General features: G+C 65.1%; 26 protein-coding genes. 9 read left to right on the plus strand and 17 right to left on the minus strand.

Going from position 1 to position 26,438, the window contains the following annotated elements; genetic code table 11:
• Window positions 1-32: 32 nt before the first annotated feature.
• The 6 genes from corA to EP380_RS19560 all read left to right on the plus strand — a co-directional run bounded on the left by corA (window position 33) and on the right by EP380_RS19560 (window position 6,184).
• The gene (gene corA / locus EP380_RS19535) at window positions 33-1,118 is read left to right on the plus strand and encodes a magnesium/cobalt transporter CorA (RefSeq protein WP_127600188.1); all 1,086 of its coding nucleotides are present in this window, start codon (window positions 33-35) and stop codon (window positions 1,116-1,118) included.
• Window positions 1,119-1,149: 31 nt separating this feature from the next.
• Window positions 1,150-1,674 carry an SH3 domain-containing protein gene (locus tag EP380_RS23805; RefSeq protein WP_238719937.1) on the plus strand — a complete coding sequence of 175 codons (525 nt, stop codon included), beginning with the start codon at window positions 1,150-1,152 and terminating at the stop codon, window positions 1,672-1,674.
• A 124-nt stretch (window positions 1,675-1,798) separates the two neighbouring features.
• Window positions 1,799-2,182: a hypothetical protein gene (locus EP380_RS19545; protein WP_127600190.1), complete on the plus strand. Its 384-nt coding sequence runs from the start codon at window positions 1,799-1,801 to the stop codon at window positions 2,180-2,182.
• Window positions 2,183-2,284: 102 nt separating this feature from the next.
• Complete coding sequence (gene rpsO, locus EP380_RS19550; RefSeq protein WP_275069017.1) at window positions 2,285-2,656, plus strand: 30S ribosomal protein S15; 372 nt, start codon at window positions 2,285-2,287, stop codon at window positions 2,654-2,656.
• A 253-nt stretch (window positions 2,657-2,909) separates the two neighbouring features.
• Window positions 2,910-5,060, plus strand: coding sequence for a polyribonucleotide nucleotidyltransferase (pnp, locus tag EP380_RS19555; protein ID WP_106572523.1), 2,151 nt, complete (start codon window positions 2,910-2,912; stop codon window positions 5,058-5,060).
• Window positions 5,061-5,158: 98 nt separating this feature from the next.
• Window positions 5,159-6,184 (plus strand): class I SAM-dependent methyltransferase, encoded by a 1,026-nt coding sequence (locus tag EP380_RS19560; protein ID WP_127600192.1) that lies wholly within the window; start codon window positions 5,159-5,161, stop codon window positions 6,182-6,184.
• A gap of 46 nt (window positions 6,185-6,230) precedes the next feature.
• On the opposite strand, the gene EP380_RS19565 is transcribed toward EP380_RS19560, so the two are convergent.
• From EP380_RS19565 to fabA, 4 genes are all read right to left on the minus strand, one after another.
• Window positions 6,231-7,757 carry a putative bifunctional diguanylate cyclase/phosphodiesterase gene (locus EP380_RS19565; protein ID WP_127600194.1) on the minus strand — a complete coding sequence of 509 codons (1,527 nt, stop codon included), beginning with the start codon at window positions 7,755-7,757 and terminating at the stop codon, window positions 6,231-6,233.
• A gap of 97 nt (window positions 7,758-7,854) precedes the next feature.
• Window positions 7,855-8,655 carry an enoyl-ACP reductase FabI gene (gene fabI / locus EP380_RS19570; protein ID WP_106572520.1) on the minus strand — a complete coding sequence of 267 codons (801 nt, stop codon included), beginning with the start codon at window positions 8,653-8,655 and terminating at the stop codon, window positions 7,855-7,857.
• Window positions 8,656-8,665: 10 nt separating this feature from the next.
• Window positions 8,666-9,886 carry a beta-ketoacyl-ACP synthase I gene (fabB, locus tag EP380_RS19575; protein WP_127600196.1) on the minus strand — a complete coding sequence of 407 codons (1,221 nt, stop codon included), beginning with the start codon at window positions 9,884-9,886 and terminating at the stop codon, window positions 8,666-8,668.
• A 48-nt stretch (window positions 9,887-9,934) separates the two neighbouring features.
• Entirely contained in the window at window positions 9,935-10,447 is a 513-nt protein-coding gene (gene fabA / locus EP380_RS19580) for a 3-hydroxyacyl-[acyl-carrier-protein] dehydratase FabA (RefSeq protein ID WP_106572518.1), read from the minus strand.
• 236 nt (window positions 10,448-10,683) lie between these two features.
• Between fabA and irrA the strand changes: the two genes are divergently transcribed.
• Window positions 10,684-11,103 carry an iron response transcriptional regulator IrrA gene (irrA, locus tag EP380_RS19585; RefSeq protein ID WP_106572517.1) on the plus strand — a complete coding sequence of 140 codons (420 nt, stop codon included), beginning with the start codon at window positions 10,684-10,686 and terminating at the stop codon, window positions 11,101-11,103.
• 182 nt (window positions 11,104-11,285) lie between these two features.
• Here the strand turns inward: irrA and EP380_RS19590 are convergent, their stop codons facing one another.
• Window positions 11,286-11,777: an SH3 domain-containing protein gene (locus tag EP380_RS19590; protein ID WP_420845881.1), complete on the minus strand. Its 492-nt coding sequence runs from the start codon at window positions 11,775-11,777 to the stop codon at window positions 11,286-11,288.
• A 239-nt stretch (window positions 11,778-12,016) separates the two neighbouring features.
• On the opposite strand from EP380_RS19590, the gene EP380_RS19595 reads away from it, so the two are divergent.
• Complete coding sequence (locus EP380_RS19595) at window positions 12,017-13,018, plus strand: 2-hydroxyacid dehydrogenase (RefSeq protein WP_127600198.1); 1,002 nt, start codon at window positions 12,017-12,019, stop codon at window positions 13,016-13,018.
• A 34-nt stretch (window positions 13,019-13,052) separates the two neighbouring features.
• Here EP380_RS19595 and EP380_RS19600 read toward each other — a convergent pair whose 3' ends face one another.
• From EP380_RS19600 to EP380_RS19645, 10 genes are all read right to left on the minus strand, one after another.
• Window positions 13,053-13,475 carry an aconitase X swivel domain-containing protein gene (locus EP380_RS19600; RefSeq protein ID WP_127600236.1) on the minus strand — a complete coding sequence of 141 codons (423 nt, stop codon included), beginning with the start codon at window positions 13,473-13,475 and terminating at the stop codon, window positions 13,053-13,055.
• A 2-nt stretch (window positions 13,476-13,477) separates the two neighbouring features.
• A complete protein-coding gene (locus tag EP380_RS19605; protein WP_127600200.1) occupies window positions 13,478-14,731 on the minus strand; it encodes an aconitase X in 1,254 nt (417 codons plus the stop codon).
• Window positions 14,728-15,498: a molybdopterin-synthase adenylyltransferase MoeB gene (locus tag EP380_RS19610; RefSeq protein ID WP_127600202.1), complete on the minus strand. Its 771-nt coding sequence runs from the start codon at window positions 15,496-15,498 to the stop codon at window positions 14,728-14,730. Before EP380_RS19610 ends, EP380_RS19605 begins: the two co-directional genes overlap by 4 nt.
• Before the next feature lie 101 nt (window positions 15,499-15,599).
• Window positions 15,600-16,757: a DNA replication/repair protein RecF gene (gene recF, locus EP380_RS19615; RefSeq protein WP_238719939.1), complete on the minus strand. Its 1,158-nt coding sequence runs from the start codon at window positions 16,755-16,757 to the stop codon at window positions 15,600-15,602.
• A 28-nt stretch (window positions 16,758-16,785) separates the two neighbouring features.
• A complete protein-coding gene (gene dnaN, locus EP380_RS19620; protein WP_127600204.1) occupies window positions 16,786-17,904 on the minus strand; it encodes a DNA polymerase III subunit beta in 1,119 nt (372 codons plus the stop codon).
• A gap of 200 nt (window positions 17,905-18,104) precedes the next feature.
• Complete coding sequence (dnaA, locus tag EP380_RS19625; protein WP_106572511.1) at window positions 18,105-19,634, minus strand: chromosomal replication initiator protein DnaA; 1,530 nt, start codon at window positions 19,632-19,634, stop codon at window positions 18,105-18,107.
• Window positions 19,635-20,489: 855 nt separating this feature from the next.
• The gene (rpsT, locus tag EP380_RS19630; RefSeq protein ID WP_106572510.1) at window positions 20,490-20,756 is read right to left on the minus strand and encodes a 30S ribosomal protein S20; all 267 of its coding nucleotides are present in this window, start codon (window positions 20,754-20,756) and stop codon (window positions 20,490-20,492) included.
• 151 nt (window positions 20,757-20,907) lie between these two features.
• Window positions 20,908-21,681, minus strand: coding sequence for an enoyl-CoA hydratase (locus EP380_RS19635; protein ID WP_106572509.1), 774 nt, complete (start codon window positions 21,679-21,681; stop codon window positions 20,908-20,910).
• A gap of 38 nt (window positions 21,682-21,719) precedes the next feature.
• Window positions 21,720-22,616, minus strand: coding sequence for a bifunctional DNA-formamidopyrimidine glycosylase/DNA-(apurinic or apyrimidinic site) lyase (gene mutM, locus EP380_RS19640; protein ID WP_127600206.1), 897 nt, complete (start codon window positions 22,614-22,616; stop codon window positions 21,720-21,722).
• On the minus strand, window positions 22,609-23,847 hold the full coding sequence (locus EP380_RS19645; RefSeq protein WP_106572507.1) for a phosphopentomutase: 1,239 nt from the start codon (window positions 23,845-23,847) through the stop codon (window positions 22,609-22,611). The genes mutM and EP380_RS19645 overlap by 8 nt, the downstream gene beginning before the upstream one ends.
• Before the next feature lie 129 nt (window positions 23,848-23,976).
• On the opposite strand from EP380_RS19645, the gene EP380_RS19650 reads away from it, so the two are divergent.
• On the plus strand, window positions 23,977-24,921 hold the full coding sequence (locus tag EP380_RS19650) for a PhnD/SsuA/transferrin family substrate-binding protein (RefSeq protein WP_158264404.1): 945 nt from the start codon (window positions 23,977-23,979) through the stop codon (window positions 24,919-24,921).
• A gap of 109 nt (window positions 24,922-25,030) precedes the next feature.
• On the opposite strand, the gene EP380_RS19655 is transcribed toward EP380_RS19650, so the two are convergent.
• The gene (locus EP380_RS19655) at window positions 25,031-25,603 is read right to left on the minus strand and encodes a TadE/TadG family type IV pilus assembly protein (RefSeq protein WP_238719940.1); all 573 of its coding nucleotides are present in this window, start codon (window positions 25,601-25,603) and stop codon (window positions 25,031-25,033) included.
• Window positions 25,604-25,706: 103 nt separating this feature from the next.
• Window positions 25,707-26,285, minus strand: coding sequence for a TadE/TadG family type IV pilus assembly protein (locus EP380_RS19660; protein ID WP_106572505.1), 579 nt, complete (start codon window positions 26,283-26,285; stop codon window positions 25,707-25,709).
• Window positions 26,286-26,438: the final 153 nt, after the last annotated feature.

Here is a 26,438-nt window from a genome sequence, read left to right on the forward strand (position 1 = left end):
CGACGGCGGCGATTTTTCCGCCTACTTGCCGCATGAGCGGGAAGACCAAGAGCAAGGCGAAATTCGTCTCGCGCCATCGCGCACCCGTCGGCGCGCCGCCCGGCACGCTGGTGCATGACGAGCGCGCCTCACCGACCGGAATCCGCCTGACCGTGATTTCGAACGACCATGTCGAGGAAGTCGCCGACGCGTCGCTGGCGGCGATCGAAAAGGCCATGAAGTCGGGCAAGCGGCTGTGGGTCGACGTCACCGGCCTGGCCGATCTCGAGCTTTTGAGCGCGATCGGGGCGCTTTTTTCGATCGAGGAACTGGCGCTCGAGGATATCGCCAACACCAATCAGCGCCCCAAGGTCGACACCTACGAAAAGCACGCTTTGATCGTCGTGCATATGTTCGACGGCAAGAGCGTGGATTCCAAGGAACAGTTTGCGATCCTGTTCGACGGGCGCCATGTGGTGACCTTCCAGGAGCGTCCCGGCGATTGCCTCGAGCCTGTGCGCAAGCGGCTGCGCCAGCCGGCCGGGCGGATCCGTACGCGCGGGGCGGCCTATTTCGTCTACGCGATCCTCGACACGATCCTCGACGCCTATTTTCCCATGCTCGAGACGATCGGCGACGAGCTCGAGGATCTGGAGGACAAGATCACCAAGGACCCGCATCCGCGCGATGTCGGGCGCCTGCATCAGCTCAAGCGCGAACTGCTCGTCGTTAAGCGCGCGCTGTGGCCGGCGCGCGAGATGCTGTCGGCGATGAGCCGCGAGGAGCTCGGCCTTATTCCCAGCGAGGTGGGCTACTTCCTGCGCGACACCTACGACCACGCCATCCAGCTGATCGACATCGTCGAAACCTATCGCGAGCTCGCGACCGGGTTGCTGGACCTTTATCTGTCGAGCGTGTCGACCAAGATGAACGAGGTGATGAAGGTGCTCACCATCATCTCCACCATCTTCATTCCGCTTTCTTTCCTGGCCGGCATCTGGGGCATGAACTTCACGCCGGATTCGAGCTGGAACATGCCCGAATTGCGCTGGCGCTATGGTTATCCGGTCGCGCTGACGATCATGGTGCTGATCGCGGTCGGGCTGTTATATCTGTTCCGGCGCAAGCGCTGGCTGTAAGCGGATCGATTGAAAAACCAGGGGGACCGGCATGCGATACACGACCTGTTTTGGCCTCACAATGTTGTTTGCCATGCTTGCCGTCGGTGCGGCGCGCGCCTGCGGCGGTCCGCCCGTGTGCACGGTCGTTGACCCGACGGGTACGCCGCTCAACGTGCGCGAAGGACCCAACGGGCGCATCCTGTCGACGCTGAACAAGGGCGCCAAGGTCGAGATCGTCGCCCACCGCGACCACGACGGTACGCGCTGGGCGCTGGTCGGCAAATATGCCGAAGCCTGGGGCTGGGTGTTCGGCGCCTATCTCGATTGCACGGGCGAGGACGGGATCGGGCGCGTGTGCACCGTCGCCGATCCGACCGGCACGCCGCTCAACATCCGCGAACAGCCGAATGGCGCCATCCTCGGCACCTGGGCGAACGGCGTGCGCGTGCGGCCCTATGAGGAGCGGCTGCACAACGGCAAGACCTGGTACGCGGTCGAACGGCTTGCCGAAGACAATGCCGTCGGCTGGGTCTACGATCCCTATCTGCAATGCGAGGAGGACGAGGCGCATTGAATTTCGCGTGGTGATCCGGTCTCCGGGTGTGCGGGGTTGCGTGCTTGACAGGCTCCGGCCGCGGGCCGAAGATTTGTCGGGGCAGGCATGGGACGACGAAGATCGTCCGGCAGGGGAAGCGATCATGGCGAAAACATCGAACGTTCGCGCGCTGGCGTCAGCGGCGTTTCTCGCGGCAATGGCGGTATCCGCGCAGGCCGGACCGGTCGCGCCCCTCTCCGGGATCGGCTCGCCCGGTCTGCCGCTCGTCGCCGTTCAGGCCTGCGGCTGGTACGTCATCCTCGGCTGCCACAACCGTCATGCCGACGCCGCGGCGCTGGTCGAGGAACTCGGCGGCCCGTTCGCCGGCGGCGGGGCGGGGCTCCATGTCCTGCACACCGACGACTATCCGAATTTCCGCGACGGCTATTTCTGCGTCGGCGACGGCCCGTATGGGTCGCATGGCGACGCGGCCAGCATCGCCTGGAACGAGGCCGTGCCGGACGCCTATGTCAAGAACGGCTGCTGACGGCCGGCAGGGCGTCGCCGCTCCCGCCAGAGCCGCGCACAAGGCCGCCCGGAGCCGGGCGGGCGTGAATTTGCGCTGGCAATCCGCGCGATTTTACACTATATGCGCCGCAGCATCGCGCTTGGCGCATGCACAAATGGCCCCCGCTGGACGACATCCTGGCCGTGGGCGACTTTTCCTGATCAAGAACAGAAAGGATGCACGATGTCGATTACCGCCGCGCGCAAGCAGGAATTGCTGACCGAATACGCGACCCAGAAGGACGATACCGGTTCTCCGGAAGTCCAGGTGGCGATTCTTTCGGAGCGCATCAAGAATCTGACCGAGCATTTCAAGACCCACGCCAAGGACAACCATTCCCGGCGCGGTTTGTTGAAACTGGTGTCGCAGCGTCGTTCTCTTCTCGACTATCTCAAGAAGAAGGATGTCGCCCGCTACCAGACCCTGATCGGAAAGCTCGGTCTGCGTCGCTGATGTTCAAACGGCGGGTCCCGCATGGGGTCCGCCGTTTTGAATATCATGGGCCGGACGTAAGAGGCCCGATCGGTTTCCGCCGCCAAGCAACGGCGCGAAACCGCCCATGGGCAGGTCATGGGGCAGGATTGCAGGACGCCCGGATTGCCGGACGTCGCGCTGTCTTGCCCATGGCTCGTCCGCAACGAAGCCAGACGGAAACGGTCCGCGCATTTGCGTCGCGGATCGACGTTTCCGCATATGAGAGACACACATGTTCAATCACCACAAAGTGGAAATCGAATGGGGCGGTCGTCCGCTCATCCTCGAAACCGGGAAGATCGCACGCCAGGCCGACGGTGCCGTGCTCGCCACCTATGGCGAAACGGTCGTGCTGGCGACCATCGTGTCGGCCAAGGAGCCGAAGCCGGGTTTCGATTTCTTCCCGCTGACCGTCAACTACCAGGAAAAGACCTTCGCCGCCGGCAAGATCCCGGGTGGCTTCTTCAAGCGTGAAGGCCGTCCGAGCGAGAAGGAGACGCTGACCTCGCGTCTGATCGACCGCCCGATCCGCCCGCTTTTCGTCGACGGCTACAAGAACGACACCCAGGTCGTTCTGACTGTCCTGCAGCACGATCTGGAAAACGATCCCGATATCGTTGCCATGGTCGCCGCCTCGGCCGCGCTCACCCTGTCGGGCGTGCCGTTCATGGGGCCGATCGGCGCGGCGCGCGTCGGGTATATCGGTGGCGAGTATGTGCTCAACCCGCATCTCGACGAGATGGAGGAATCCAAGCTCGACCTCGTCGTCGCCGGTACCGGTGAAGCCGTGTTGATGGTGGAATCGGAAGCTCAGGAATTGTCCGAGGACGCCATGCTCGGCGCGGTCATGTTCGGCCACAAGAATTACCAGGCGGTGATCGACGCGGTCATCAAGCTGGCCGAGGTCGCCGCCAAGGAGCCGCGCGAATTCAAGCCGACCGATCTTTCCGAGCTCGAAGCCGAGATGCTGAAGATCGCCGAGACCGAGCTGCGTGCGGCCTACAAGCTGACCGACAAGCAGGAGCGCTACAACGCCGTCGACGCCGTCAAGGCCAAGGTCAAGGCGGCTCTGCTGCCGGAAGGCGAGGAAGAGCCCAAATGGACCGGCGAGCAGATCGGCACCGTCTTCAAGGGCCTGCAGGCCAAGATCGTGCGCTGGAACATTCTCGACACGGGCAACCGCATCGACGGCCGCGACCTTGAGACCGTGCGCCCGATCGTCGCCGAAGTCGGCGTCCTGCCGCGCACCCACGGTTCGGCCGTGTTCACCCGCGGCGAAACCCAGGCCCTGGTCGTCGCCACGCTCGGCACGGGCGAGGACGAGCAGTTCATCGACGCACTGACGGGAACCTACAAGGAAGCCTTCCTGCTTCACTACAATTTCCCGCCTTATTCCGTCGGCGAGACCGGCCGCATGGGCTCGCCCGGTCGGCGCGAGATCGGTCACGGCAAGCTGGCTTGGCGCGCCGTGCATCCGTTGCTGCCGGCGCCCGATCAGTTCCCCTACACGCTGCGCGTCGTCTCCGAGATCACCGAATCCAACGGTTCCTCGTCCATGGCGACCGTCTGCGGCACCTCGCTGGCGCTGATGGATGCCGGCGTGCCGCTCGCCAAGCCGGTCGCCGGCATCGCGATGGGCCTGATCAAGGAAGACGAGCGTTTCGCGGTCCTGTCCGACATTCTCGGCGATGAGGATCATCTCGGCGACATGGACTTCAAGGTCGCCGGCACCGACGAAGGCATCACCTCGCTGCAGATGGACATCAAGATCGATGGCATCACCGAGGAGATCATGAAGGTGGCGCTCGGTCAGGCCAAGGGCGGTCGCCTGCACATTCTCGGCGAGATGTCCAAGGCGCTGTCGGAAAGCCGCGGCGAGCTCGGCGAATTCGCGCCGCGCATCGAGGTCGTGACCATCCCGACCGACAAGATCCGCGACGTGATCGGCGCCGGCGGCAAGGTGATCCGCGAGATCGTCGAAAAGACCGGTGCCAAGATCAACATCGACGATGACGGCACGGTCAAGATCGCCTCGTCCAACGCCAAGGAGATCGAGGCGGCGAAGAAGTGGATCCACACCATCGTCGCCGAGCCGGAAGTCGGCGAGATCTACGAGGGTACGGTCGTCAAGACCGCCGATTTCGGTGCCTTCGTCAATTTCTTCGGCCCGCGCGACGGCCTCGTGCACATCTCCCAGCTCGCCAATGAGCGTGTCGCCAAGACCACGGATGTGGTCAAGGAAGGCGACAAGGTGTTCGTGAAACTGATGGGCTTCGACGAGCGCGGCAAGGTGCGCCTGTCCATGAAGGTCGTCGACCAGGAGACCGGCAAGGAAGTTGCCAAGGAAAAGAAGAAGGAAGAGACCGAGGAAGCCGACGCCTGAGCGCCGGATCTCTGACGGACTTCACGGGCGCGCCTCGCAAGGGGCGCGCCCGTTTCCTTTCAAACGTCGACGCCTCCGGCCGCGCGCCAAGTGGGATCATGAGCGAAAACGCCACGAAAACGCTGTTTCATCCGTTCGAAAACGGAACCCTTCCCGTGCCGGGTGCCAAGCAGCGGGCGCTTTTTCTGGGAGCTGTGCCCGGCTTCCGGCTGCCGGACGGTTTTGCGGCCAACCTGCAAGCGGTGCAGGGATTTCGCCCGGATTTCCTCGCCTTGGACCGTCACGGCGTGGCGGTGACGCCCGAGCCGCAGGGGGATGGCTACGATCTGGCGCTGGTGCTGCTCGGTCGCCATCGCGGTCAGAACGAGGCTCGTATCGCCGAGGCCTATGCCCGCACGAAAAACGGCGGTCTCGTGCTGGTCGCCGGGGGCAAGAAGGATGGCGTCGACAGCCTGCGCAAGCGTCTCGGCAAGTTGATCGCCCTCGATGGCAGCCTGTCCAAGCATCACGGCATCGCCTTCTGGTTTGCCAGGGCGGAGGCGGCGGCACCCGTTATGGCCGAGTTGGCGTTGAGCGGGCGCGCTGTGACGGTCGACGGCCGCTTCCGGGCCGCGCCCGGCATGTTTTCACACGATCGCATCGATCCGGCCTCGCGCTTGCTGGCGGACCATCTTCCCCAGGATCTCGCCGGCCGGGCCGCCGATTTTGGCGCCGGCTGGGGCTATCTCGCGGCTGCGCTTCTGGAGCGCGCCGGACAGCACCTTTCCGGCCTCGATCTTTACGAAGCCGACCACGCGGCGCTGGAGGCGGCCAAGACCAATCTGGCGTCCCAGGCCGGGCGCACACCGCTTGGCTTTCACTGGCGGGATCTTTTGAGCGAACCCGTGCCGCGCCACTATGACGTCGTGGTGATGAACCCGCCCTTCCACCACGGGCGGGCGGCCGAACCGGCGATCGGAACGGGCATGATCCGGGCGGCGAGCGCTGCGCTCAAGCCGGGCGGGCGGCTTTTCCTCGTCGCCAATCGGGGCTTGCCTTACGAGACCGACCTGGCGGCGATGTTCGCCACCTCCGGTGAGACGCTGCGCGACACACGTTTCAAGCTGCTTTGGGCCCGCCGCTGACGGCTGGTCGGGCAAGCCGCTTCGGGCGGCATCCGGTGCCGCCGGCTCAGTGGACGGCGTGCCGAACCTCGACTGCCTCGTCCCCGCGCACCATCAAAGGTTGCGGCTTGCCGAACAGATAGCCCTGGAACACGTCGCAACCGGCCGCGCGCAGCAGGGTTGCCTGATCCTCGGTCTCCACGCCTTCGGCGATCGTGTCGACGCCCAGCGCGCGCGACAATCCGACAATGGTCGACACCACCGCGCCGCCATTGTTGCGGTCGATGCGCGAGACGAAGGAGCGGTCGATCTTGAGCTTCTGGAACGAGAAATCGATCAGATAGGACAGGTTCGAATATCCGGTCCCGAAATCATCGACGGCCACCGTCAGGCCCATGGCGGTGAATTCGCGCAGGATTTCGGCGGCGCGCGTGCGATCCTGCATCATCGCGGTTTCGGTGACTTCGAGCTCCAGCCGCGACGGCGGCAGACCGGTGTCCTCCAGCACCCGTCTAACCAGGCTGGCGAAATCCTTGGTCATGAACTGCACCGGCGAGATGTTGACGGCAACGAAGCAATCGTCCGGCAAAGCGTGCGCGTCCGTGCAGGCCTTGCGCAGCACCCACTCGCCGATCGGGCCGATGATTCCGGTCTCTTCCGCGATCGGAATGAATTCGGTCGGCGAAATCATGCCGCGAGCCGGGTGGGTCCAGCGGATCAGGGCTTCGTAGCCGACGACGCGGCCTTTCATGTGATCGAATTGCGGCTGGTAGTGGAGATCGAAATCGCCACGGTCGAAGGCGGTGCTCAACTCCGCTTCGATCCACTGCCGGTAGTCGGCCACCTGTCCCATTTCCGGCTGGAACACCGCCCAGTTGCCCATGCCATTGGCGCGCGCGTGCTGCAGCGCCAGGTTGGAGCGGCGCAACAAGACGATCGGGTCGTCACCGTCCTTTGGAACGGCCACGACGCCCACCGACAGGTTCAGCGACTGCAGATGCGAAGGCAGCTGATAGGGTTCCGTCATCTTTTCGATCAGCGCGTCGATCATCGTGCCGATCTCTCCGTCGACCAGGCTGTCGGGCACCAGGGCGGCGAATTCTCCAGCCCCGATGCGCCCGATTTCGGCGCCCTCCGGCAGGCAGGCTTTCAGCCGCTGCGCAAAGGCGCGGATGACCTGGTCGCCCTGGCTGTAGCCGATGGCATCGTTGATTTGCTTGAAACGGTCGATGTCGAGATCGATCAGGAAAACGGGTTCGCCCAGCCTGGTGCTGGTCGCCACGGCCTCGGCGGTCTTGCCGATCAGCGCGTTGCGGGAATGAAAGCCGGTCAGTTTGTCGATCTGCGTTTCCCGGAACACGTAACCGGCCGATTCGTCGACACCGGCGAAGAAGGACAGCGCCGCCCCGCCCGCCGCCAGCGCACACAACGCCGCCACGCTCGCGCCGACGATCTCCGGCGGCAGGCCGGCCAGGTTTCCGCCGAGCCCCGACCGCAATGCCCACAGGCCGATAATGAAGCTGCCCAGACCCGAGCTCGCTATCGTTATCATCCTGAAGATCGGTGACCGGTTCGGATCCGGTGCGTCACGCATGGCAAATCCCTCACTCGCCATGTACCAAAGCACAGGCGCATTAAGGTTCGTTGCGTGACTTCGTTCGAATTTTAGCGAAATCGTGTCGCAGGCGCGCTCATTCGGACTTCTTGAGTTCCTCGAGGCTCGGCATCGACACGATATGATAGCCGGAATCGACGTGATGGATTTCCCCCGTCACGCCGGCGGAGAGATCGGACAACAGATAGAGCGCCGAATTGCCCACCTGGTCGATGTCGACACTGCGCCGCAGCGGGGAATTGCGCTGCTGAAAGGCGAACATGTGGCGGGCGTCGGCGACGCCTGCCCCGGCGAGCGTACGCACCGGTCCGGCCGACAGCGCGTTGACGCGGATGCCGCGCGGGCCGAAATCGGTTGCCAGATAGCGCACGCTCGCTTCCAGCCCCGCCTTGGCCACGCCCATGACGTTGTAATTGGGCATGACGCGCGTCGAACCCGCATAGGTCAGCGTCAGCATCGCGCCGTCATCGTTCATCATCGCCGCGGCACGGCGCGCGACCTCGGTAAAGGAAAAGCACGAAATCACCATGGTGCGGGTGAAATTGGCGCGCGTGGTGTCGGCGTAGAGACCCTTGAGCTCGTTCTTGTCGGAAAACCCGATCGCATGCACGATGAAATCGAGTGTGCCCCATTCCGATTTCAGCGTGTCGAACACGGCCTCGACCGAGCTTTCGTCCTCGACGTCGCAGGGAAGAACCAGCTTCACGCCGGCCTGTTCGGCGAGCGGCTTGACCCGCCGACCGAATGCCTCGCCCTGATAGGTGAACGCCATTTCGGCGCCGTGCTCGAACGCCTTTTTGGCGATGCCCCAGGCGATCGAGTGATCGTTGGCCACGCCCATGACGAGGCCGCGCTTGCCCTTCATCAGCCCTTCCATGTGCGCGCTCCTACCCGGAATGCCGCTGGAAGACGAGGGTCGCGTTGGTGCCGCCGAAGCCGAACGAGTTTGAAAGCAGGGTGTCGATCCTGGCGTTGTCGATGCGTTCGCGCACGATCGGAGCGCCTTCGAATTCCGGATCGAGCGTGTCGATATGCGCGCTTTTGCCGATAAAACCTGCCTGCATCATCAGGATCGAATAGATCGATTCCTGCACGCCGGCCGCGCCCAGAGAATGGCCGGTGAGCGATTTTGTCGACGCGATGTGCGGCATCTTGTCTCCGAAAACCTCGCCGATCGCGGCGATCTCTCGCGAATCGCCGACCGGCGTCGAGGTGCCGTGCGTGTTGATGTAGTCGACATCGCCCTCGACGGTCGCCAGTGCCTGGCGCATGCAGCGTACCGCGCCCTCGCCGGAGGGGGCGACCATGTCGAACCCGTCCGACGTCGCGCCGTAACCGACCAGTTCGGCATAGATCTTGGCGCCGCGCGCCTTGGCGTGTTCCAGCTCTTCGAGAACCAGCACGCCGGCGCCGCCGGCGATCACGAACCCGTCGCGGGTAACGTCATAAGCGCGCGAGGCGGTGGCCGCCTGGTCGTTGAACTTGGACGACATCGCGCCCATGGCGTCGAACAGGTTGGACATCGTCCAATCCAGATCCTCGTGTCCGCCCGCGAACACGATATCCTGCTTCCCCCACTGGATGAGCTCGGCCGCGTTGCCGATGCAGTGCGCCGAAGTCGAGCAGGCCGAAGAGATCGAATAATTCACGCCATGGATCTTGAACCAGGTCGCAAGCGTCGCCGAGGCGGTCGAAGACATCGCCTTCGGTACCGCGAACGGGCCGATGCGCTTGGGGCTGTTGTTCTTTTCCGTGATCGCGGCCGCTTCCACGATGGTGCGCGTCGACGGGCCGCCGGAGCCCATGATGATGCCGGTGCGCTCGTTGGTGATGTCGGTTTCGGCCAGGCCGGAATCGGCGATCGCCTGTTGCATGGCGACATGGTTCCAGGCGCCGCCCTTGGACAGGAAGCGCATCGCGCGCCGGTCGACCAGTTCGGCGGGGTCGAGCGTGGGGGCTCCCCAGACCTGGCAGCGGAAGCCGTGCTCGGCGAATTCATCCGAAAAGCTGATCCCCGAGCGCGCATCGCGCAGCGAGGCTTCGACCTCGCCGGCATCGTTGCCGATTGACGAGACGATACCGAGTCCGGTTACGACGACACGCTTCATGTCGTTCTCCCTGGAATTGTTCAACGGGCCATATCAGGCCGGGCTAAGTTAGGCTTCCTGCTTGGCCAGGCCGACCTTCAGGTCGGAGGCCGTGTAGATCGTTTCGCCGTCCGCCTTCAGCCAGCCGTCGGCGATGCCCAGCACCAGTCGGCCGCGCATGACGCGTTTGAAGTCGACGCCGAATTCGACCCGTTTGACGTCCGGCGTCACCATGCCCTTGAACTTGACCTCGCCGGTGGACAGCGCCATGCCCTTGCCCGGCTCGCCGAGCCAGCCCAGGAAAAAACCCGTCATCTGCCACATCGCGTCCAGGCCGAGGCAGCCCGGCATCACCGGATTGCCGATGAAGTGGCACGGGAAGAACCAGAGATCGGGCTTGATGTCCAGTTCCGCGCGGATCATGCCTTTGCCGTATTCGCCGCCGGCCTCATCGATCTCGGTGATCCGGTCGAACATCAGCATGGGCGGCGCCGGAAGCTGGGCGTTGCCCGGTCCGAAAAGCTCGCCCCGCGCGCACGCCAGGAGCTCTTCGTAGCCGTAGCTGGATTTCCGCTCTGCCATTAAACCCTTCCCGCTTTGCCAATATGGCCGGCCGCCAGTGCCCGCCCGCTTCTACGTCCGGTCGTTGTGACCGACCGCAAGAAACCTATGCCTGCGCTTATCGCGATGTGCTGCACGGGTCAATGTGCCGCTATTGATCTGGATTTAAGGAGAAGTTATATCCTGAAGTGTGAATTTGACGCCGGACCCGGTGCGCTGGGGGCGTGCGTGGGCAAGGCGCCCCGAAACGAGGTGAAATGCTGGACACATTGTCTCTGGCGAAGAGGAAGGTGCGCACGGCCGGCTTGCGGCCGACGCGGCAGCGTGTCGCGCTTGCAGACCTCCTGTTTGCCAAGGGCGACCGGCACCTGTCAGCCGAAGAACTGCATGAGGAAGCGGTAGCCGCCGGCGTTCCCGTCTCCCTGGCGACCGTCTACAACACGCTGCATCAGTTCACCGAAGCCGGCATGCTGCGCATCCTCGCCGTTGAGGGCGCCAAGACCTATTTCGATACCAACACCTCCGACCACCATCACTATTTCATCGAGGGCGAGAGCCGCGTCGTCGATATCCCCTCCGGGCCGGTCACCGTGCATAACTTGCCCGAGCCGCCCGAGGGCATGGAAATCGTGAATGTGGATATCGTCGTGCGGCTGCGGCCCAGGCGTTACGGCTGAACCGACCACCGCGTTCCGGTATTTTTTGGCAATGCCATGGCTGCCGTGAGGCGTGCCAGCTCGTCGTCCGCAAGACCGTGTCGGGCCGTCCGCCGCCGGTTCGGCGGGGCGAGGCGCCCGCATGTTGCTTGAGGCTCTCGGACCTGACCCGCGCTGTCGCCGAGCGCCCGGTTGGGCTGGCCTCAGTCCTCGATGGTTTCTCCGGGATAGGCACCCCAGACTTGTTGCTGGCGCACCCAGCCGGTGTGGCCGTCGAAATCCATCCGGCACCAGTCGCCGTTGCAGGTGCGGATTTCGCCGACCGCGCCTGGTTCCACGAGCGCGACCGTGCGCGCGTCGTCATAGGGCTCCTTGCGCAGGGCGATTTCCGCCGCCTTGCCGCGCTGCCAGGGGGCGGCGATCCCTGTGCGACGGCCCGACAGCAGCGAGCCGCTGATCCAGCCTTCGACGCCTTCCGAATCGCGCACCCGGCGCCAATTGTCGTATTCTTGGATAATCTCCATCGGCAGGCCGCTGCGCAGATAGAGCCAGTCGACGGCATAGCTGCGACCGGGCCCGATCCGCAGATTGACCCGACTCGCCTTGAGGCTCACGAAGCGCGGCAGCGGCAGGCCGCTTGGCCCGCGGGCGACGGGTTGCGAGGCGCCGGCCGTCCAGGCGGGCGTGGCGGACATGAAGGATGCGGTTGCCGTTGCCAGGAGAGCAGCCCCAACGGCCAGGCCAAGCGACACGAAACGCGACACGGTCAGTCCCTGAATTTCGAACTTCTCGCGGCTGCAAAGCATGCCGGCAAGGTCCGGTTTTTCTTTGTCTTCAACGGGCCCAGTTGTTACACAGGGCCGGGTCGATCACGCTGGCCAGTATCGCCCGTCTTGGTTAAAGAGGTCTCAACAGGACCCGGAACGAGGAAACGATGGCGGGCAGGAAAAAGCCTCTCGTGGTGATCACGCGCAAATTGCCGGATCCGGTGGAAACGCGCATGCGCGAATTGTTCGATGCGCGGCTGATCGTCGAGGACAGGCCGATGACGCAACCCGAACTGGTCGCCGCGGTGCGCGAGGCCGACGTTCTGGTGCCCACCATCACCGACCGCATCGACGCGGCGCTGATCGCCCAGGCCGGCGAGGGGCTGAAACTGATCGCCAATTTCGGCAATGGCGTCGACCATATCGATGTCGAGGCCGCGGCGCAGAAGCAGATCACCGTCACCAACACGCCCAACGTGCTGACCGAAGACACGGCCGACATGACCATGGGCCTGATCCTGACCGTGCCGCGGCGCCTGATCGAGGGCGCGGGCGTGCTGAAGGGAGACGGCAAATGGAGCGGCTGGTCGCCGACCTGGATGCTCGGGCACCGTATCTGGGGCAAGCGACTCGGCATTATCGGCATGGGCCGGATCGGAACGGCCGTGGCGCGGCGCGCCAAAGCCTTCGGGCTGTCCATCCACTATCACAACCGACACCGGGTCGCGCCCGCGATCGAGGACGAGTTGGAGGCGACCTATTGGGAAAGCCTCGACCAGATGCTGGCCCGCATGGACATCATCTCCGTCAATTGTCCCTCCACGCCCGCCACGTTCCATCTGCTGTCGGCGCGGCGCCTGGCGCTGATGCAGCCCGGCTCCTATATCGTCAACACGGCGCGCGGCGAGATCATCGACGAGAGCGCGATGATCGACATGATCCGTGAGGGCAGGCTTGCCGGTGCCGGCCTCGACGTGTTCGAACATGAGCCGGCGGTCAATCCGAAGCTCGTCAAGCTTGCCGAAAAAGGCAAGGTCGTTTTATTGCCGCATATGGGATCGGCCACGATCGAGGGCCGTATCGACATGGGCGACAAGGTGATCATCAATATACGCACGTTTTTCGACGGTCATCGCCCGCCCGACCGGGTGCTTCCGGGCCGGCTGTGAGCAAGCGAAGCCTGCTGCCCGGCGCGGACGCGGCTTAGCTCTGGTCGTCCAGCACCTGCAGCGTACCGTCGTTTGCGACCGTGACAATGCGGTCGCTGAACGCGGAAAATTGCTCCGGATCGAGCCGCACCGCGACCGGCGGCTCCCAGCCCATCTCGCGCGCCACGACCAGTCCCAGAAGCAGGATCGCGTCGGCCTCGCCGATGATCAGCGCCGCCGGCGCCACGCCGGCCCTGACAAGCTCCAAAAGCACGGACGAGGCCGATGACGAGCCGATCGTCGCCGGCACGAACAACACTTTCGCAGCCACGACTGCACCATGTTGCGGGTGGCGCACGTCGATGATCCTGCCGTCGCGCGGATCGACCCCGCCCCAGAAGCTGATCGGAGCCTGCAGGACGAGCGCGGGGCCCTGGCCGGGCGCGCCGGGAACCAGCACCTCGCCCTTCGCCTGCACCGTCAACCCTGTGGCTCCGACAGCACCGGCCGCCCGCTGACTGCGCTTTCCACGCAATCGGCAAGCGAGCCGTACAGTGTCGCGTACCCGGTATTTCCCGGCGCGTAATGCGCGAATTTGCCGGAATTGGTCATCAACACACCCCCCTTGATGTCCGCCAAAATCGGCGTGACCACGACGCACGTGTCGGCCACGATCGTCACGCCTGCCTCTTCCAGCGAGGTCCGCCGCCGCTGATCCCCGAGTGCTTCCAGAACGTGCCGGGCGGTGCAGGCGAACAGCGGCACCTGCAGGCGGCGCCCCGCAATAAGGCTTTCGAGCCGGTCGAACTCGGCCAGCGACAAATGCGGGCTGCCGATCGCGACCGCGTCGATGCGGTCGGCGCGCGCGGCGGTCGAAAGCCGCCGGCGGCTGTCGGCAACCATCGCCGCGGTCACGACGATGCGCGTTTCCGGCTCCAGGCCACCGGTGGCGGTGGCGAGATCGGGCGCTTCCGGCGTCAGGCCGACAATATGGAACAGCCCGACCGCGCCGGATGAGGCGGCCGCCGCGCCGAAGGCTTTGAGCGCGTCCTCGTCGGGGGCGCCGCGCACTCCGGTGAGCACGCCGACGGCGTTGCCGACCAGCCGGCCGTAGAGGCTGCCCAGCACCGGCCATGCCGTATCGTCGGCGAAAAACCGGTCCGACAGTCCCGAGACGTCGACCACCACCCGGGCGCGGCGGTTCTCAGCCCGGTGCAGGCCGCAATCGGGCGCGCGCCCGGCCACCGCGCAGGCAATGTCGAGGAAGTCGCCGTAGCGGTTGGTGCGCGCGCCCAGAACGGAATTGCAAAACACCACCGCGTTCGATTCGCCCCAGGCGACGTCCTCGCCGCGCGCCGGACGATGCCCGGCCTGATACGGCGCGCAGGTCCAGCTCGGTTCGCAGCCGAGCGCCACATAGGCCCGCATCATCCGCTGCGCCATGCCGCGCTGCGGTTCGGCCAGTCGCACCGTGCAGCCGCCGGCGAGATCGAGCGCGCCGACATTGAGCGTCGCCCGCACGGCGACCCGTGCGCCCTCGGTGACGAGTTTTTCGGCGAAGAGCGTGCCCGAATCCCCGTGATAGAGGCCGCCGTCAATATGGGCCGATGTGATCGGCAGCAGCCGGCGCGCGCCGAGAAGCCGTGCGCTTTCGGCAACGATGCGCATCGCCATCGCCTTGCCGTCCCGTCCAGCCGCGAGCGCGCGTTCGTCGTCTGCCAGCATCACGTTCATGTCTGGCTCCGGCCGTATTTCATGGTCTCGAACCGGGCGCCGAGCCCGTCATACAAAAGCAGCCTCCCCACGAGCGGCTCGCCGATCCCGGTGATCAGCTTGATCACCTCCATTGCCTGCAGCGTGCCGATCACGCCCGTTAGCGCCCCCACGATGCCGGCCTCCGCGCAGGACGGCACCATGTCCGCAGGCGGCGGTTCGGGAAAAAGGTCGCGATAGGAGGGCAGGGGCGCGCCGTCGGCGCCGTGCGCATAGGGTTTGAGCACCGTCAGCGAGCCGTCGAAACGTCCGACGGCGCCGGTAACCAGCGGTTTGCCCGCCGCCGCGCAGGCGTCGGCCACCGCATAGCGGGTCTCGAAATTGTCGGACCCGTCGGTGACGATGTCGTAGCCGGCGACCAGCTCGGCGGCACCGGTGGCGGTCAGGCGCAGCCGGTGCTTTTCCACCGCCACGTGCGGGTTGATCGACGCGATCGTGTCGGCGGCGCTGTCCACCTTGGCCTTGTCGAGCGCGTCGGTGCGATGGATGATCTGCCGTTGCAGGTTTGACAAAGACACGATGTCGTCGTCGACGATCCCGAGCGTGCCGACGCCGGCGGCGGCGAGATAGCTGAGCGCGGGCGCGCCCAGCCCGCCCGCGCCGATGACGAGCACCCGCGCGCGTTTCAGCCTCTGCTGGCCTGCGCCGCCGATCTCCGGCAGGACGATGTGACGCGCATAACGTTCCAGCTCGCTGTCGCTCAGGGGCCGTGTCGTGGCCTTGTCCATGCCTGTCCGCCTTTTTAACCTGTCGCGTGTCGTGACCGGTCGCCCTCTCGCGCCGGCGCGCCGTAACGCTACGTCAACATGGCCGGAAATGCGACCGGGTGTCAGCCGCGACCGCCGGCGGTGAGCGTGCCGCCGGAAACCGACACGAACTGGGCTCGTTCGGCGATCGCCGAAAACAGTTCCGGCTCGGTGCCGGTCATGAAGACCTGGCCGTTGAGATCGTGCAGGATGTCGAACAGGGCGGCGCGGCGGCGATGGTCGAAATGGGCCGCGATCTCGTCGAGCAGCAGCACCGGTGCCATGCCGGCCATCTCGCCGGTCAGCCGCGCATGCGACAGCACGATGCCGACCAGCAAGGCTTTTTGCTCGCCGGTCGATGACAGCGCCGCCGGCATGTTCTTGGGTCGATGGCGGACCAGGAGGTCGGCGCGGTGCGGCCCATCAAGGGCCCGGCCGGCGGCGCGGTCGCGCTCGCGCTCGGTGGCCAGCCGGTGGCGAAACAGTTCCTCGGCCTCGATTGCCGGGCGGTCGGCGAGCATCTCCTCCACGAAGCCCGACAAGGCCAGATCGGCGCGCGGAAAGGTGTCGCCGTCGGGCGCGCGTTCGATCATGGCGCTCAACAGTCGCACCATTTCGACACGCGCGGCCGCGATCGCCGTGCCGGTCTCGGCCATCTGCGCCTCGATCGCGGCGAACCAGGTCTGGTCGCGCGCGTTCTCGGCAAACAGCCGGTTGCGTCCGCGCATCGCCTTTTCAAAGGCGAGCGCGCGGCGCCCGTGCGCGGGATCGATGGTCAGCACGAGCCGGTCGAGGAAGCGACGCCGGTCCGCGGTCGGACCGGTGAACAGCCCGTCCATGGCGGGGGTCAGCCACATGACCCGCAGCCATTCCTGCATGGCGTCGGCCGAGCGCGCCGGCGCGCCGTTGATGCGCACGCGCCGGCCGGTTTCGGCCTCGCCGTTTTCCGTTCCGCCGGCACCGGTGCCGATCTCGACCGGTCCGTCCGGCCAGTCCAGCCTGGCATGGAGCGCGAAACCGCCCGACGCTCCCTCGCGTGTCATGTCGCCATAGGTCGCCCGGCGCAGGCCGCGCCCCGGCGCGAACAGCGATATCGCCTCCAGGAGGTTGGTCTTGCCGGCCCCGTTTTCCCCGGTCAGCACCACCGCGCCATTGTCGAACCTAGCGCTGAGGGCGGCGTAATTGCGAAAATCGGTAAGTGTAAGCTTACCTATTCGGATCTGGGGCGGTTTGTCCGTCACGGTCGCCGGATCGCGGGCGGCGTTCCGGTCACACCCGCATGGGCATGAGCACGTACAGGGCCTGCTCGTCGGCCATGTCGTGAATGAGCGTCGGCGATCCCGCGTCGGCCAGCAGGAACTTGGCTTCGCTGCCGCTCAACTGGCCGGCGACGTCGAGCAGATAGCGCGCGTTGAACCCGATCTCGATCGGGTCGGCGTCGTAGTCGGCGGCGATTTCCTCGACCGCGCTGCCGGAGTCCGGATTGTTGACGGTCAACGTCACCTGGCCGTCCGAAATCGCCAGCTTGACCGCGCGGCCGCGTTCCGACGAGATGGTCGAGACACGGTCGACGGCATCGGCGAAGCTTTGCCGGTCGATGACGAGTTTTTTGTCGTTGCCGGTCGGGATGACGCGCTGATAGTCGGGAAAGGTGCCGTCGATCAGCTTGGAGGTCAGGATGACGCTGCCGATGGTGAAGCGGATCTTGGTTTCCGACAGTTCGACCGCCACCTTGACGTCGGGGGCGTCGACCAGCTTCTGCAGCTCGTTCACCGTCTTGCGCGGAATGATGATGCCGGGCATGCCTTCCGAACCGGCCGGCGCCTCCATGTCGGCGCGCGCCAGGCGGTGCCCGTCGGTCGCCACCGCGCGCAGCACTAGCGCGCCGGCGCTTTCCAGCGTGTGCAGGAAGATGCCGTTGAGATAATAGCGGGTTTCTTCCGTGGAGATCGCAAACTGGGTCCTGTCGACCAGGCCCTTGAGCGCCTCGGACTCGATGCGGAAAATGTGCGAGAACGACCCCGCCGTCAGCTCCGGGAAGTCGGATTGCGGCAGGCATTGCAGCCGGAAGTTGGACCGCCCGGCGATCACCGACATCGAGCGTCCGTCTTCGTCGGTCTTCAGCATGACTTCGGCGCCGTCGGGCAACTTGCGTACGATGTCGTAGAGCAGATGGGCGGGCACCGTCGTCGCGCCGGCCTGTTCGACCTGGGCGGCGGTCGCCTCGGTGACCTCGATGTCGAGGTCGGTCGCCTTCATCTCCAGCACGGCGCCCTCGGCCCTGAGCAGAACGTTCGACAGGATCGGAATGGTGTTGCGGCGTTCGACCACGCGATGGACGTGGTTGAGCGACTTCAGGAGGTTTGAACGTTCGAGTGTGACACGCATGACTTCGAGGTCTCATACCGGGCGGGCTTCGCGGGAAGCGCAGAAGGAAACGGCCCGCAACGGGCCGGAATCAAACCAAAATGACAGGAAAATTCCGGCAAACGCAAGCCCGCGCGCCGGCCGAACGCTCGACCGGCGCGTATTCTTCGGGGATAACGGGTCCGCGAACCGCAAAGCCGGCGGCCGGGCCCTGAATCCGGTCAGGCCTGGTCGCTGATCAGTCGGCGCAGAAGCTCCAGCTCCTGGGCCAGCGTGTTGTCGTCGCCCGACAATTGCTCGATTTTGCGCACCGCGTGCAACACAGTCGTATGATCGCGGCCGCCGAAGCGCCGGCCGATCTCCGGCAGCGAGCGCGGCGTCATGACCTTTGACAGATACATGGCGACCTGCCGCGGCTTGACGATGGTGCGGGTACGCCGGTTGGACAGCAATTCCGTCTTCGAAACGTTGTAATGGCGCGCCACGATGCGCTGGATGTCCTCGATGCGCACCCGTTTCGGGTCGCCCGGACGGAACATATGGCCCAGAAGCTCGTCGATGCGTTCGATCGACAATTGCGGCTCGAAGGAGCGGCGGAACAGCAACTGGTTGAAGGCGCCCTCAAGCTCGCGCCCGGAGCCGGTAACGGCGCGCGCGACATGTTCGAGGATCTCTTCGGGGATCGTCAGCGTCTGGTCTTCCGTGCGTGCGGCCTCCAGGCGCTGCTGAAGCATGCGCAGGCGCATGTCCATGTCGGGCGCGGCCATTTCCAGCGAAACCCCGCCCTGCAGCCTGGAGCGCACGCGCGGCTCGAGCGATTCCAGCTCCGAGGCCGGCCGGTCCGCGGCCACCACGACCTGCTTGGCACTATCAAGCAACATGTTGATAAGATGGCAGAATTCATGCTGGATCGATTTGCCTTGCAGGAACTGCATGTCGTCGATGATCAGCAGATCGATGTCGCGCAATTGCTCTTTCAGCGTCAGCGCGTTGTTGTCGCGGATCGCGGTCGCGAACCGCCACATGAAATATTCCGCGGTCAGGTAGACCACCCGCGACTGCGGGTTGCGCGCCAGCGCCTCGGCGGCGATCGCCTGCAAGAGATGCGTCTTGCCGAGACCGACGGAGGCGTGGAGGAAGAGCGGATTGAAGCGCAGCGACGCGGTCGGGTTTTCCGCGACGGTGCGGGCGGCCGCGAAGGCGACGCGATTGGGTGGTCCCTCGATGAACGACTCGAACGTGTAGCGGCTGTCGAGCGGCGAGCCGAGAACGTTTTGTCCCCGCGCGGACTCGACCGCGGGACGGCGCGGCTGGCTCGGCCTTTTCTGGCTGATCGTTCCGCTCGCCAGCGCCGTGCCCGCGGCGTGCGATGCCGGGCCGGCATCGGTCGTTTCGCTCTCGCTGGGCCGCGTGTTGCGTGTGGCGGTGCGCACAACGATCTCCAGGCGCAGCAGGCCGGGCTCTTCGCGCCGCCACAACTCCGTGATCAGGTCGAGATAATGGCTGTTGATCCAGGAGCGCAGAAAGGCGGTGGGCACGGACAGGCGGACAAGCCCGCGGGACGCCTCGGCGAGCTTCATGCGCCCGAACCAGCTTGAATAGACCTCCATGCCGAGCTGCGCGCGCAACTGCACCCGGATGCGTTCGAAAATCTCGGAAGCGGACGAACCGGTTTTCATATCATGAACGTCCCCGCCTGCCCTCACGAAAGGAAGCCCCGCCTTGACCTCCGTTCCCATGCCGCCCTGCATCCCAACTTTCCTTTTCATAACGATATGCATTCCCGTCGCGCGCAGGCTCTGGCCGCGAGCGTCCACGTTCTGACGCAACGGCGCATCGCACCGCCCGCCACTTCACTCGAATACAACCGACCGCATCTGGTCAGCCCACCCCCCTTTACGTCCCAGCGCGCGGACGCGCGGAGACTGCTTGAACATAGGCCGCAAAGTTCCCCGTGCCGGCGGAAGATGCCGGTCCGTTCCTCGTCACTCCTCGACCTGAAACACGCCGGACTGGCGGCGTGACGAAAGGCAAAAACCTATCGCTCGCGAGAGATGTTTCCCGCGCTGAAAACGGTAGATTTTCTGGGTATTGAGGCCCGAGGGCCTTGTCCCTTCCGATGGGTGGACATTACAAAATGTGACGGCTGAAGGGCAAGGCCGCGGGTAAGGGTTTTTTAATTTGTAGGGCGGTTGGGGCCATGTCCCCGATGGAACGAATCAAGGGGCGGCGCCCCTAAACCGTTTTGAATCAAACCCTTTTCTCGGACCGTTTCTTTCGTGGCCGGCTACATAAAAAATCTATTTTTTTTCGCTTGACACAATTTCGGCAAAGCCGGTCCACCGCACATGTGGAGAAGCTGTGTATGACCTCTGGTAAGGTATTGATTTAAAAAGATATTACCTGTGGATCGAGCCTGAGCCGCCGCGGCTCGTCAAAGGGTCGTCCAGCGTCAAAACCGCCTGTGCCGGCAAAGCAATTGACGCGAATTTTTCACGCCGCGTTTGCCCGTAACGGACAAGTGCTTGGCAGTAAAACAAAAAAGCCCGGCTCAGACGGCCGGGCATTCCTGCAACTAGACGGGGCGGCTGTGCCCGATGCTGCCTTCAGGCTGAAAGCGCCTTCACGCGCTGCGCCAGACGCGACACTTTGCGCGAGGCGGTGTTGCGGTGCAGGACGCCTTTGGTCGCCGCCCGCATCAACTCGGGCTGAACGGCCTTGAGCGCCGTTTCAGCAGCGCTTTTGTCGCCGGTAGCCAGCGCCTCTTCAACCTTGCGCACGAAATTGCGCACGCGCGAGCGACGGCTCTTGTTGATCTCGGTCCGGCGCGCGAGCTTGCGCGTGGCCTTTTTGGCCGAAGTGGTATTGGCCATGGTGCCTCTCTGGTTATCCTGACGTTCGTGCCGCGCCCGCAAAGCCGGTAGGCACGAAAACAATCGGGCGGCCGCAGGGCCGCCTCTGTTGGCGCGGCTTATAGTGCAGCTTTTTTCCCACGTCAACGCCCTTTGATGGCAGGCGCCCGTGTCAGCGATTGCGGAAGTTCGGCGTGCGTTTTTCCGCGAAAGCCGCCATGCCTTCCGTCTGGTCCTCGAGCGCGAACATCGAATGGAACACCCGCCGCTCGAAGCGCAGTCCTTCCGAAAGCGTGGTCTCGTAGGAGCGGTTGACGGCTTCCTTGGCCATCATCACCGCCGGCAGCGAGAAGGAGGCGATCTTGCCGGCCGCCGCCAGCGCCTCCTCGAGTAGGTCGCCCGTCGGCACCACCCGCGAGACCAGGCCCGCGCGTTCGGCTTCGGCGGCGTCCATCATCCGCCCGGTCAGGCACATATCCATCGCCTTGGCCTTGCCGACAAAGCGTGTCAACCGTTGGGAACCGCCCATGCCGGGCATGACGCCGAGCGTGATCTCCGGCTGGCCGAATTTCGCGTTTTCGGCGGCGATGATGAAATCGCACATCATCGCCAGTTCACAGCCGCCGCCGAGCGCATAGCCGGATACGGCCGCCACGATCGGCTTGCGGATCCGCGTCAGCGCCTCCCAACCGGCGAAGAAGTCGCTCATGAAGGCGTCGACGAATTCCATCGACTGCATCTGTTTGATGTCGGCTCCGGCCGCGAAGGCCTTTTCCGACCCCGTGATCACGATCGCGCCGATGCCGGCATCGGCCTCGAAGGAGTCGAGTGCCGCGATCACCTCCGCCAACACCGTGGTGTTGAGCGCGTTGAGCGCCTTCGGCCGGTTCAGCGTGATGAGGCCGACCCGCGCGCGCGTTTCGACCAGGATCGTTTCATAGGCCATCGGGTATCTCCTCCGGTTTTGCGAGCATGTGCTCTAGCCTAGCGCTGGCACGCGGGGCAATAAAAAGTCGAGCGGCCCGACTGCACGGTGCGCAAGACGACGCTGTCGCAATCCGGCTGGACGCACGGCTCGCCTTCGCGGTCGTAGACGGCGAAACGGTGCTGGAAATAACCGAGTGCCCCGTCGGCATGGACGTAATCGCGCAGCGACGAGCCTCCGGCCTCGATGGCGTCCGCGATCACCGCGCGGACCGCCGCGGCGAGCCGGTCGCAGGCTGCCGTCGCACCGCCATGCTTGTTCACGATCGACCCGGCCGCGCGGTCGGGCGCGAGCCCCGCTCGCCACAGGGCCTCGCACACATAGATGTTGCCGAGCCCGGCGATCAGGCGCTGGTCGAGCAGGGCGGCCTTCAGCGGTGCGCGCCGGTTGTGAAACAGGGTCGCGAGCAGGGCGCCGTCGAGCCTGTTTCCGGTCGGTTCGGCGCCGAGCTTGCCGATCAGCGGATGCGCGGCCAGTTCCCCTTCCTCGGCGAAAGCCATGAAGCCGAAACGGCGCGGGTCGTTGAAGACGATCCGGGCGTTTGTGCCGGTCTTCGGCGCGAGATGGAAGACGACGTGGTCATGCGCGGCATTCTTGGAGCGGGCATGGTGGAAGCGGCCGGGCGAGTCGCCATCGGGCCCGTCCGTCTCGATGCGCCAGGAGCCCGACATGCCCAGATGGCTGATCAGGGTCAGGCCGTCGTCGAGATGGGCGAGGAGGTATTTGGCGCGCCGCGACAGGCCGTCGACCCGCCGCCCGGTCAGCCGGCCGGCGAAGTCGGCGGGAAACGGGAACCGCAGGTCGGGCCGCCGCTGTTCGACCGACAGGATACGCGCGCCCTCCATCACCGGGGCGAGCCCGCGGCGCACCGTCTCGACTTCGGGCAGCTCAGGCATGGGCGTGCAGCTCGGGCAGGAAAGAGTGGCCGTACGGGCCGGCCGGCAAGCCCAGATGCGCGGCGATCGTCTCGCCGATATCGGCGAAGCTGGTGCGCACCCCGAGCGCCGCCGGTGCCAGGCCGGGGCCGGTGCCGAACACGGGTACGCGCTCGCGCGTGTGGTCGGTGCCGGGCCAGGTCGGGTCGCAGCCATGATCGGCCGTCAGGATCAGAAGGTCGCCCTCGGCGAGCCGCGACAGCGCCTCGGGCAAGCGGGCGTCGAATGCCTCAAGCGCGGCGGCGTAACCGGCGACGTCGCGCCGGTGGCCGAACAACATGTCGAAATCGACGAAATTCGCGAACACCAGGTCGCCGGCGACGGCATCGTCCATCGCCGTCAGCGCGGCGTCGAACAGCGCCATATTGCCGGCCGCCTTGCGCACCTCGCTCACGCCGCGATGGGCGAAGATATCGCCGATCTTGCCGATGCCGATCACACGGCCGCCGGCCTCGGTCACCCGGTCGAGCAGCGTCGGCTCGACGGGCGGAACCGCATAGTCGCGCCGGTTGGCGGTGCGGACAAAATCGGCCGGCGTCTCGCCGATAAAAGGCCGCGCGATCACGCGGCCGATATTGAGCGGGTCGACCAGGCGCCGGACAGTGGCGCACAGCTTGTAAAGCCGTTCGAGGCCGAAATGGGTTTCATGCGCGGCGATCTGGAACACCGAATCCGCCGAGGTGTAGCAGATCGGCTTGCCCGAGCGGATATGGTCCTCGCCGAGCTTTGCGATGATCTCCGTGCCCGAGGCGTGGCAATTGCCCAAAATCCCCGGCAGGCCGGTTTCGCGAAGGATCGCCGCCACGAGGTCGTCGGGAAAGCTCGGCGTTGTGTCGGGGAAATAACCCCACGCGAACGGTACGGGCAGGCCGGCGATCTCCCAATGGCCCGACGGGGTGTCCTTGCCCTTGGAGACCTCCTGCGCGGCGCCGAAAAATCCGCCCGCCCCATGCCGGCTGGGCGCCTTTCCGTTCGGAGCGGTCGCCGTCTCGGCGGCCAGGGCAAGGCCGAGCTCGGTCATGTTGGGAAGGGCGAGGGGACCGCGGCGTAGTCCCGCCCGATCGGCCATTCCGTCTGCAGCCGCTTGCGCGATATGCGCGAAGGTGTTGGCGCCCTCGTCGCCGAAATCTGCGGCATCCGGCGCGCCGCCTATGCCGAAGGAGTCGAGCACGAACAAAAAGGCGCGCGCCATGGCTGAACATCCTTACACATTGGTTCCAACGACACTTAGAATTGAAGCGGTGAATTGGCAATTCGGAAACCAAACGGCAAGGTCGCCATGCGATAGGGGACACATAGCGGCTGCGAGGCGGAGATGGCGATGAGGCGGACGACGTTGGCGGGGTTGGCCGTGGCCGCGACGATCGCGCTGGGGTCGTCGCCCGCGCAGGCCGGCTGGAAGGAAGAGGTCGGCACCTTGCGGATCGGCATGCTGGCGCGTCCCGGCGCCGGCGCGGCGGTGCCGGGCGCATCGGCAATCGAGCGCGCCTTCTCGAAAGCCCTGGGTATTCCCGTCGACATCTTCGTTGCGCGCGATTTCGCCGCCCTGATCGACGCGCATGCCAATGCGCGTGTGCACTACGCGGTCTACTCGGCTTTGGCCTACGCGCTGGCCTGGCGTCGTTGCAACTGTGTGGAGCCGCTGGCCGCGCCGATCTCGCGGGACGGTGCCACCGGCATTCGCGCCCAGCTGATCGTCGCGCCGGGCGTGGTCGAGCGGCCGACGCCGCCGCGCATCGCCTATGTGCCGGGCAGTCTGGCGTCGGATCTGTTGCCGCGCCTGGCCTCGACGGGCGGCGCCGACGAGGCGGAGATCGCGGACGAACGACGCGTCGCCGTGAAAAGCGCGGCCGAGGCCGAGCGCCGCTTCATCGCCGGCAAGGTCGATGGCCTTTTCGGTTGGGCGTATGAGCGCGTCGGCGGCGCAACCGGCGGTACGGTCGACCGACTTGTGAAGGCCGGCCTCGCTGCGGATGGTTTCGATATCGCGTGGACCTCGGCGCCGATACGCTATGGTCCGCACGCGATCCGCACCGACCTGCCGGATGAGCTCAAACAGGCGCTGGCGCGGTTTCTGACCAGCCTGAAGCAGCAGCAGCCCGACATCTACGATCTTGTGGAGGAAGAGCGCCAGGGCGGGTTTCTGCGGGTGTCCCAGTCCGACTATCGAAGCGTGCTGGGCCTGATGGAACTCGTTGCGCCCCTGCCGTCTCCTGCCGCCGCGCCGCCCGCTGCCAAATCATCTGGGCACCCGGCCGGCCTGTAAGCCGGAGCGAGCCGCCGTTTTCAGGCGCGAGGCCCGTTTCACCATCGAAAATGCGGATGATCGAGAACCCGAAGGCCGGCGCGCGCCGCTCGAAAGAGCGCGCCGTCCTTCAGCAGTCGACGCATTTGACCTGCTGGCTCATGCGGGGCCGCAAATAATATTGCTCGCCCATGCTGATCTTGTCGAAGGCGGCGGCCAGGCCGATCGTGGCCTTCTTTTCGGCGTTCCAGGTCAGGACCGGCTTGTAGTCCAGTTCGGCTTCGCCGCGAATGAGAAAGGTCCCCCTGACCTTGAGGTCCTCGGGCACGGTCGTCGTCGTACCGGCCGTCAGGTGGTCGCTCGCGGTGCCGTTGATCATCTTGCGCGACCAGGCGACCTTGACCTTGGGCGTGTCCTCGTCGGTGATTTCGATCCCGGTGACGTAGATTGAGGGCGCGGTACGGTTATAGGGCTGGATCACCGAACCGCCGATCTTCATGATGGCGTCGATCTCGGCTTCGGTGACCTGCTGTTGCTGGGTGACGAGGTCGGCGATCATCGAGGCGATGCGGCCGGTCTTCTTGTTGGCCTCGATAGCCTGCGAGGTCTCCATGGTCATGAAATAAAGCCCGATAAGGATCGGCACGACAAAGGCGAACTCCAGTGCGGCTGCGGCGCGCCGGTCGCGCCACAGGCCGACCAACGTCGCCTTGCAAAGCACACTCCGATACGAAAATCCGTTTCGCCCTAACATCGCTTCTGTCCCTTTTTGCTCGCGCGGCGCACCTCGTGCTGCCACGGCGGCATCAATCGTCGAACGGCTCGTTCTGCCAGGTGGCCGTCGCGAAATGCAGCGTCTTGCCGTCCTTCAGATTCGACATCGATTTGCGCATGAAGTCGGTCATAACCGGCCAGCGATAGAAAACTCTGAGCATGTTCTTGCTCAGCGACGGGCCGGGATCGACGTCGAAATCGCTGGTGTCGATATCCTTGTCCGCGGTCAGCTTGATGCGCACCTTGGCCGCTTCCTCGAAGGTGGCGAATTCGCGCAGATCTACTTCCAGGCCGGGACAGCCGGCCGCGACGATGATTTCGATCTGGTCGCAGATTTTCTGCTTGAGCACGGCCTCGTTCAGGCCGGCTGCCTTGATCTGGCCGGTGCGCACCTGACGCGCGACATTGTCGGTCGCGGTCGTCAGAACTTGCTGGCCGGCAAACGAGATGCAGCTTTCCAGAATTGCGAAGACAAGCATGGAAAACGGCAGCGCCAGCGCCACGAACTCGACGGCGACGGCGCCGTCGCGACTGCGCGCAAATCGGCCGACAAGGCCTCTGCGTTTCCTTGTCGTCGCGGCCTGACGCCCTGCCGACTTATGCTGTGTCATTGCCAACTCCTGCCAACCCCAATTGCAGTCGTGCAAAGACGTCTAGCGCATGGCGGTTGAATTCCCGTTTTGGCAACCAGGAAAATTATCCACGCCCCGTTTACCGATGCTTTACCCGCAGCCGAAACCGGGCGGGATCCGTTGGCTCCGCCC

Origin of the sequence: Nitratireductor alexandrii (assembly GCF_004000215.1) — a bacterium.
Lineage (GTDB): Bacteria > Pseudomonadota > Alphaproteobacteria > Rhizobiales > Rhizobiaceae > Mangrovimarina > Mangrovimarina alexandrii.

What these genes read in the sequence shown, in the direction of transcription:
- dnaN (WP_127600204.1), bottom strand. Translation starts at nt 17,904, where the DNA reads ATGCGTGTCACACTCGAACGTTCAAACCTCCTGAAGTCGCTCAACCAC.
- EP380_RS19595 (WP_127600198.1), top strand. Translation starts at nt 12,017, where the DNA reads ATGGCGGGCAGGAAAAAGCCTCTCGTGGTGATCACGCGCAAATTGCCG.
- EP380_RS19605 (WP_127600200.1), bottom strand. Translation starts at nt 14,731, where the DNA reads ATGAACGTGATGCTGGCAGACGACGAACGCGCGCTCGCGGCTGGACGG.
- EP380_RS19560 (WP_127600192.1), top strand. Translation starts at nt 5,159, where the DNA reads ATGAGCGAAAACGCCACGAAAACGCTGTTTCATCCGTTCGAAAACGGA.
- rpsT (WP_106572510.1), bottom strand. Translation starts at nt 20,756, where the DNA reads ATGGCCAATACCACTTCGGCCAAAAAGGCCACGCGCAAGCTCGCGCGC.
- EP380_RS19645 (WP_106572507.1), bottom strand. Translation starts at nt 23,847, where the DNA reads ATGGCGCGCGCCTTTTTGTTCGTGCTCGACTCCTTCGGCATAGGCGGC.
- EP380_RS19635 (WP_106572509.1), bottom strand. Translation starts at nt 21,681, where the DNA reads ATGGCCTATGAAACGATCCTGGTCGAAACGCGCGCGCGGGTCGGCCTC.
- mutM (WP_127600206.1), bottom strand. Translation starts at nt 22,616, where the DNA reads ATGCCTGAGCTGCCCGAAGTCGAGACGGTGCGCCGCGGGCTCGCCCCG.
- EP380_RS19650 (WP_158264404.1), top strand. Translation starts at nt 23,977, where the DNA reads ATGAGGCGGACGACGTTGGCGGGGTTGGCCGTGGCCGCGACGATCGCG.
- EP380_RS23805 (WP_238719937.1), top strand. Translation starts at nt 1,150, where the DNA reads ATGCGATACACGACCTGTTTTGGCCTCACAATGTTGTTTGCCATGCTT.
- EP380_RS19610 (WP_127600202.1), bottom strand. Translation starts at nt 15,498, where the DNA reads ATGGACAAGGCCACGACACGGCCCCTGAGCGACAGCGAGCTGGAACGT.
- EP380_RS19660 (WP_106572505.1), bottom strand. Translation starts at nt 26,285, where the DNA reads ATGACACAGCATAAGTCGGCAGGGCGTCAGGCCGCGACGACAAGGAAA.
- dnaA (WP_106572511.1), bottom strand. Translation starts at nt 19,634, where the DNA reads ATGCAGGGCGGCATGGGAACGGAGGTCAAGGCGGGGCTTCCTTTCGTG.
- rpsO (WP_275069017.1), top strand. Translation starts at nt 2,285, where the DNA reads ATGCGCCGCAGCATCGCGCTTGGCGCATGCACAAATGGCCCCCGCTGG.
- fabA (WP_106572518.1), bottom strand. Translation starts at nt 10,447, where the DNA reads ATGGCAGAGCGGAAATCCAGCTACGGCTACGAAGAGCTCCTGGCGTGC.
- EP380_RS19565 (WP_127600194.1), bottom strand. Translation starts at nt 7,757, where the DNA reads ATGCGTGACGCACCGGATCCGAACCGGTCACCGATCTTCAGGATGATA.
- irrA (WP_106572517.1), top strand. Translation starts at nt 10,684, where the DNA reads ATGCTGGACACATTGTCTCTGGCGAAGAGGAAGGTGCGCACGGCCGGC.
- fabB (WP_127600196.1), bottom strand. Translation starts at nt 9,886, where the DNA reads ATGAAGCGTGTCGTCGTAACCGGACTCGGTATCGTCTCGTCAATCGGC.
- corA (WP_127600188.1), top strand. Translation starts at nt 33, where the DNA reads ATGAGCGGGAAGACCAAGAGCAAGGCGAAATTCGTCTCGCGCCATCGC.
- EP380_RS19590 (WP_420845881.1), bottom strand. Translation starts at nt 11,777, where the DNA reads ATGTCCGCCACGCCCGCCTGGACGGCCGGCGCCTCGCAACCCGTCGCC.
- EP380_RS19545 (WP_127600190.1), top strand. Translation starts at nt 1,799, where the DNA reads ATGGCGAAAACATCGAACGTTCGCGCGCTGGCGTCAGCGGCGTTTCTC.
- pnp (WP_106572523.1), top strand. Translation starts at nt 2,910, where the DNA reads ATGTTCAATCACCACAAAGTGGAAATCGAATGGGGCGGTCGTCCGCTC.
- fabI (WP_106572520.1), bottom strand. Translation starts at nt 8,655, where the DNA reads ATGGAAGGGCTGATGAAGGGCAAGCGCGGCCTCGTCATGGGCGTGGCC.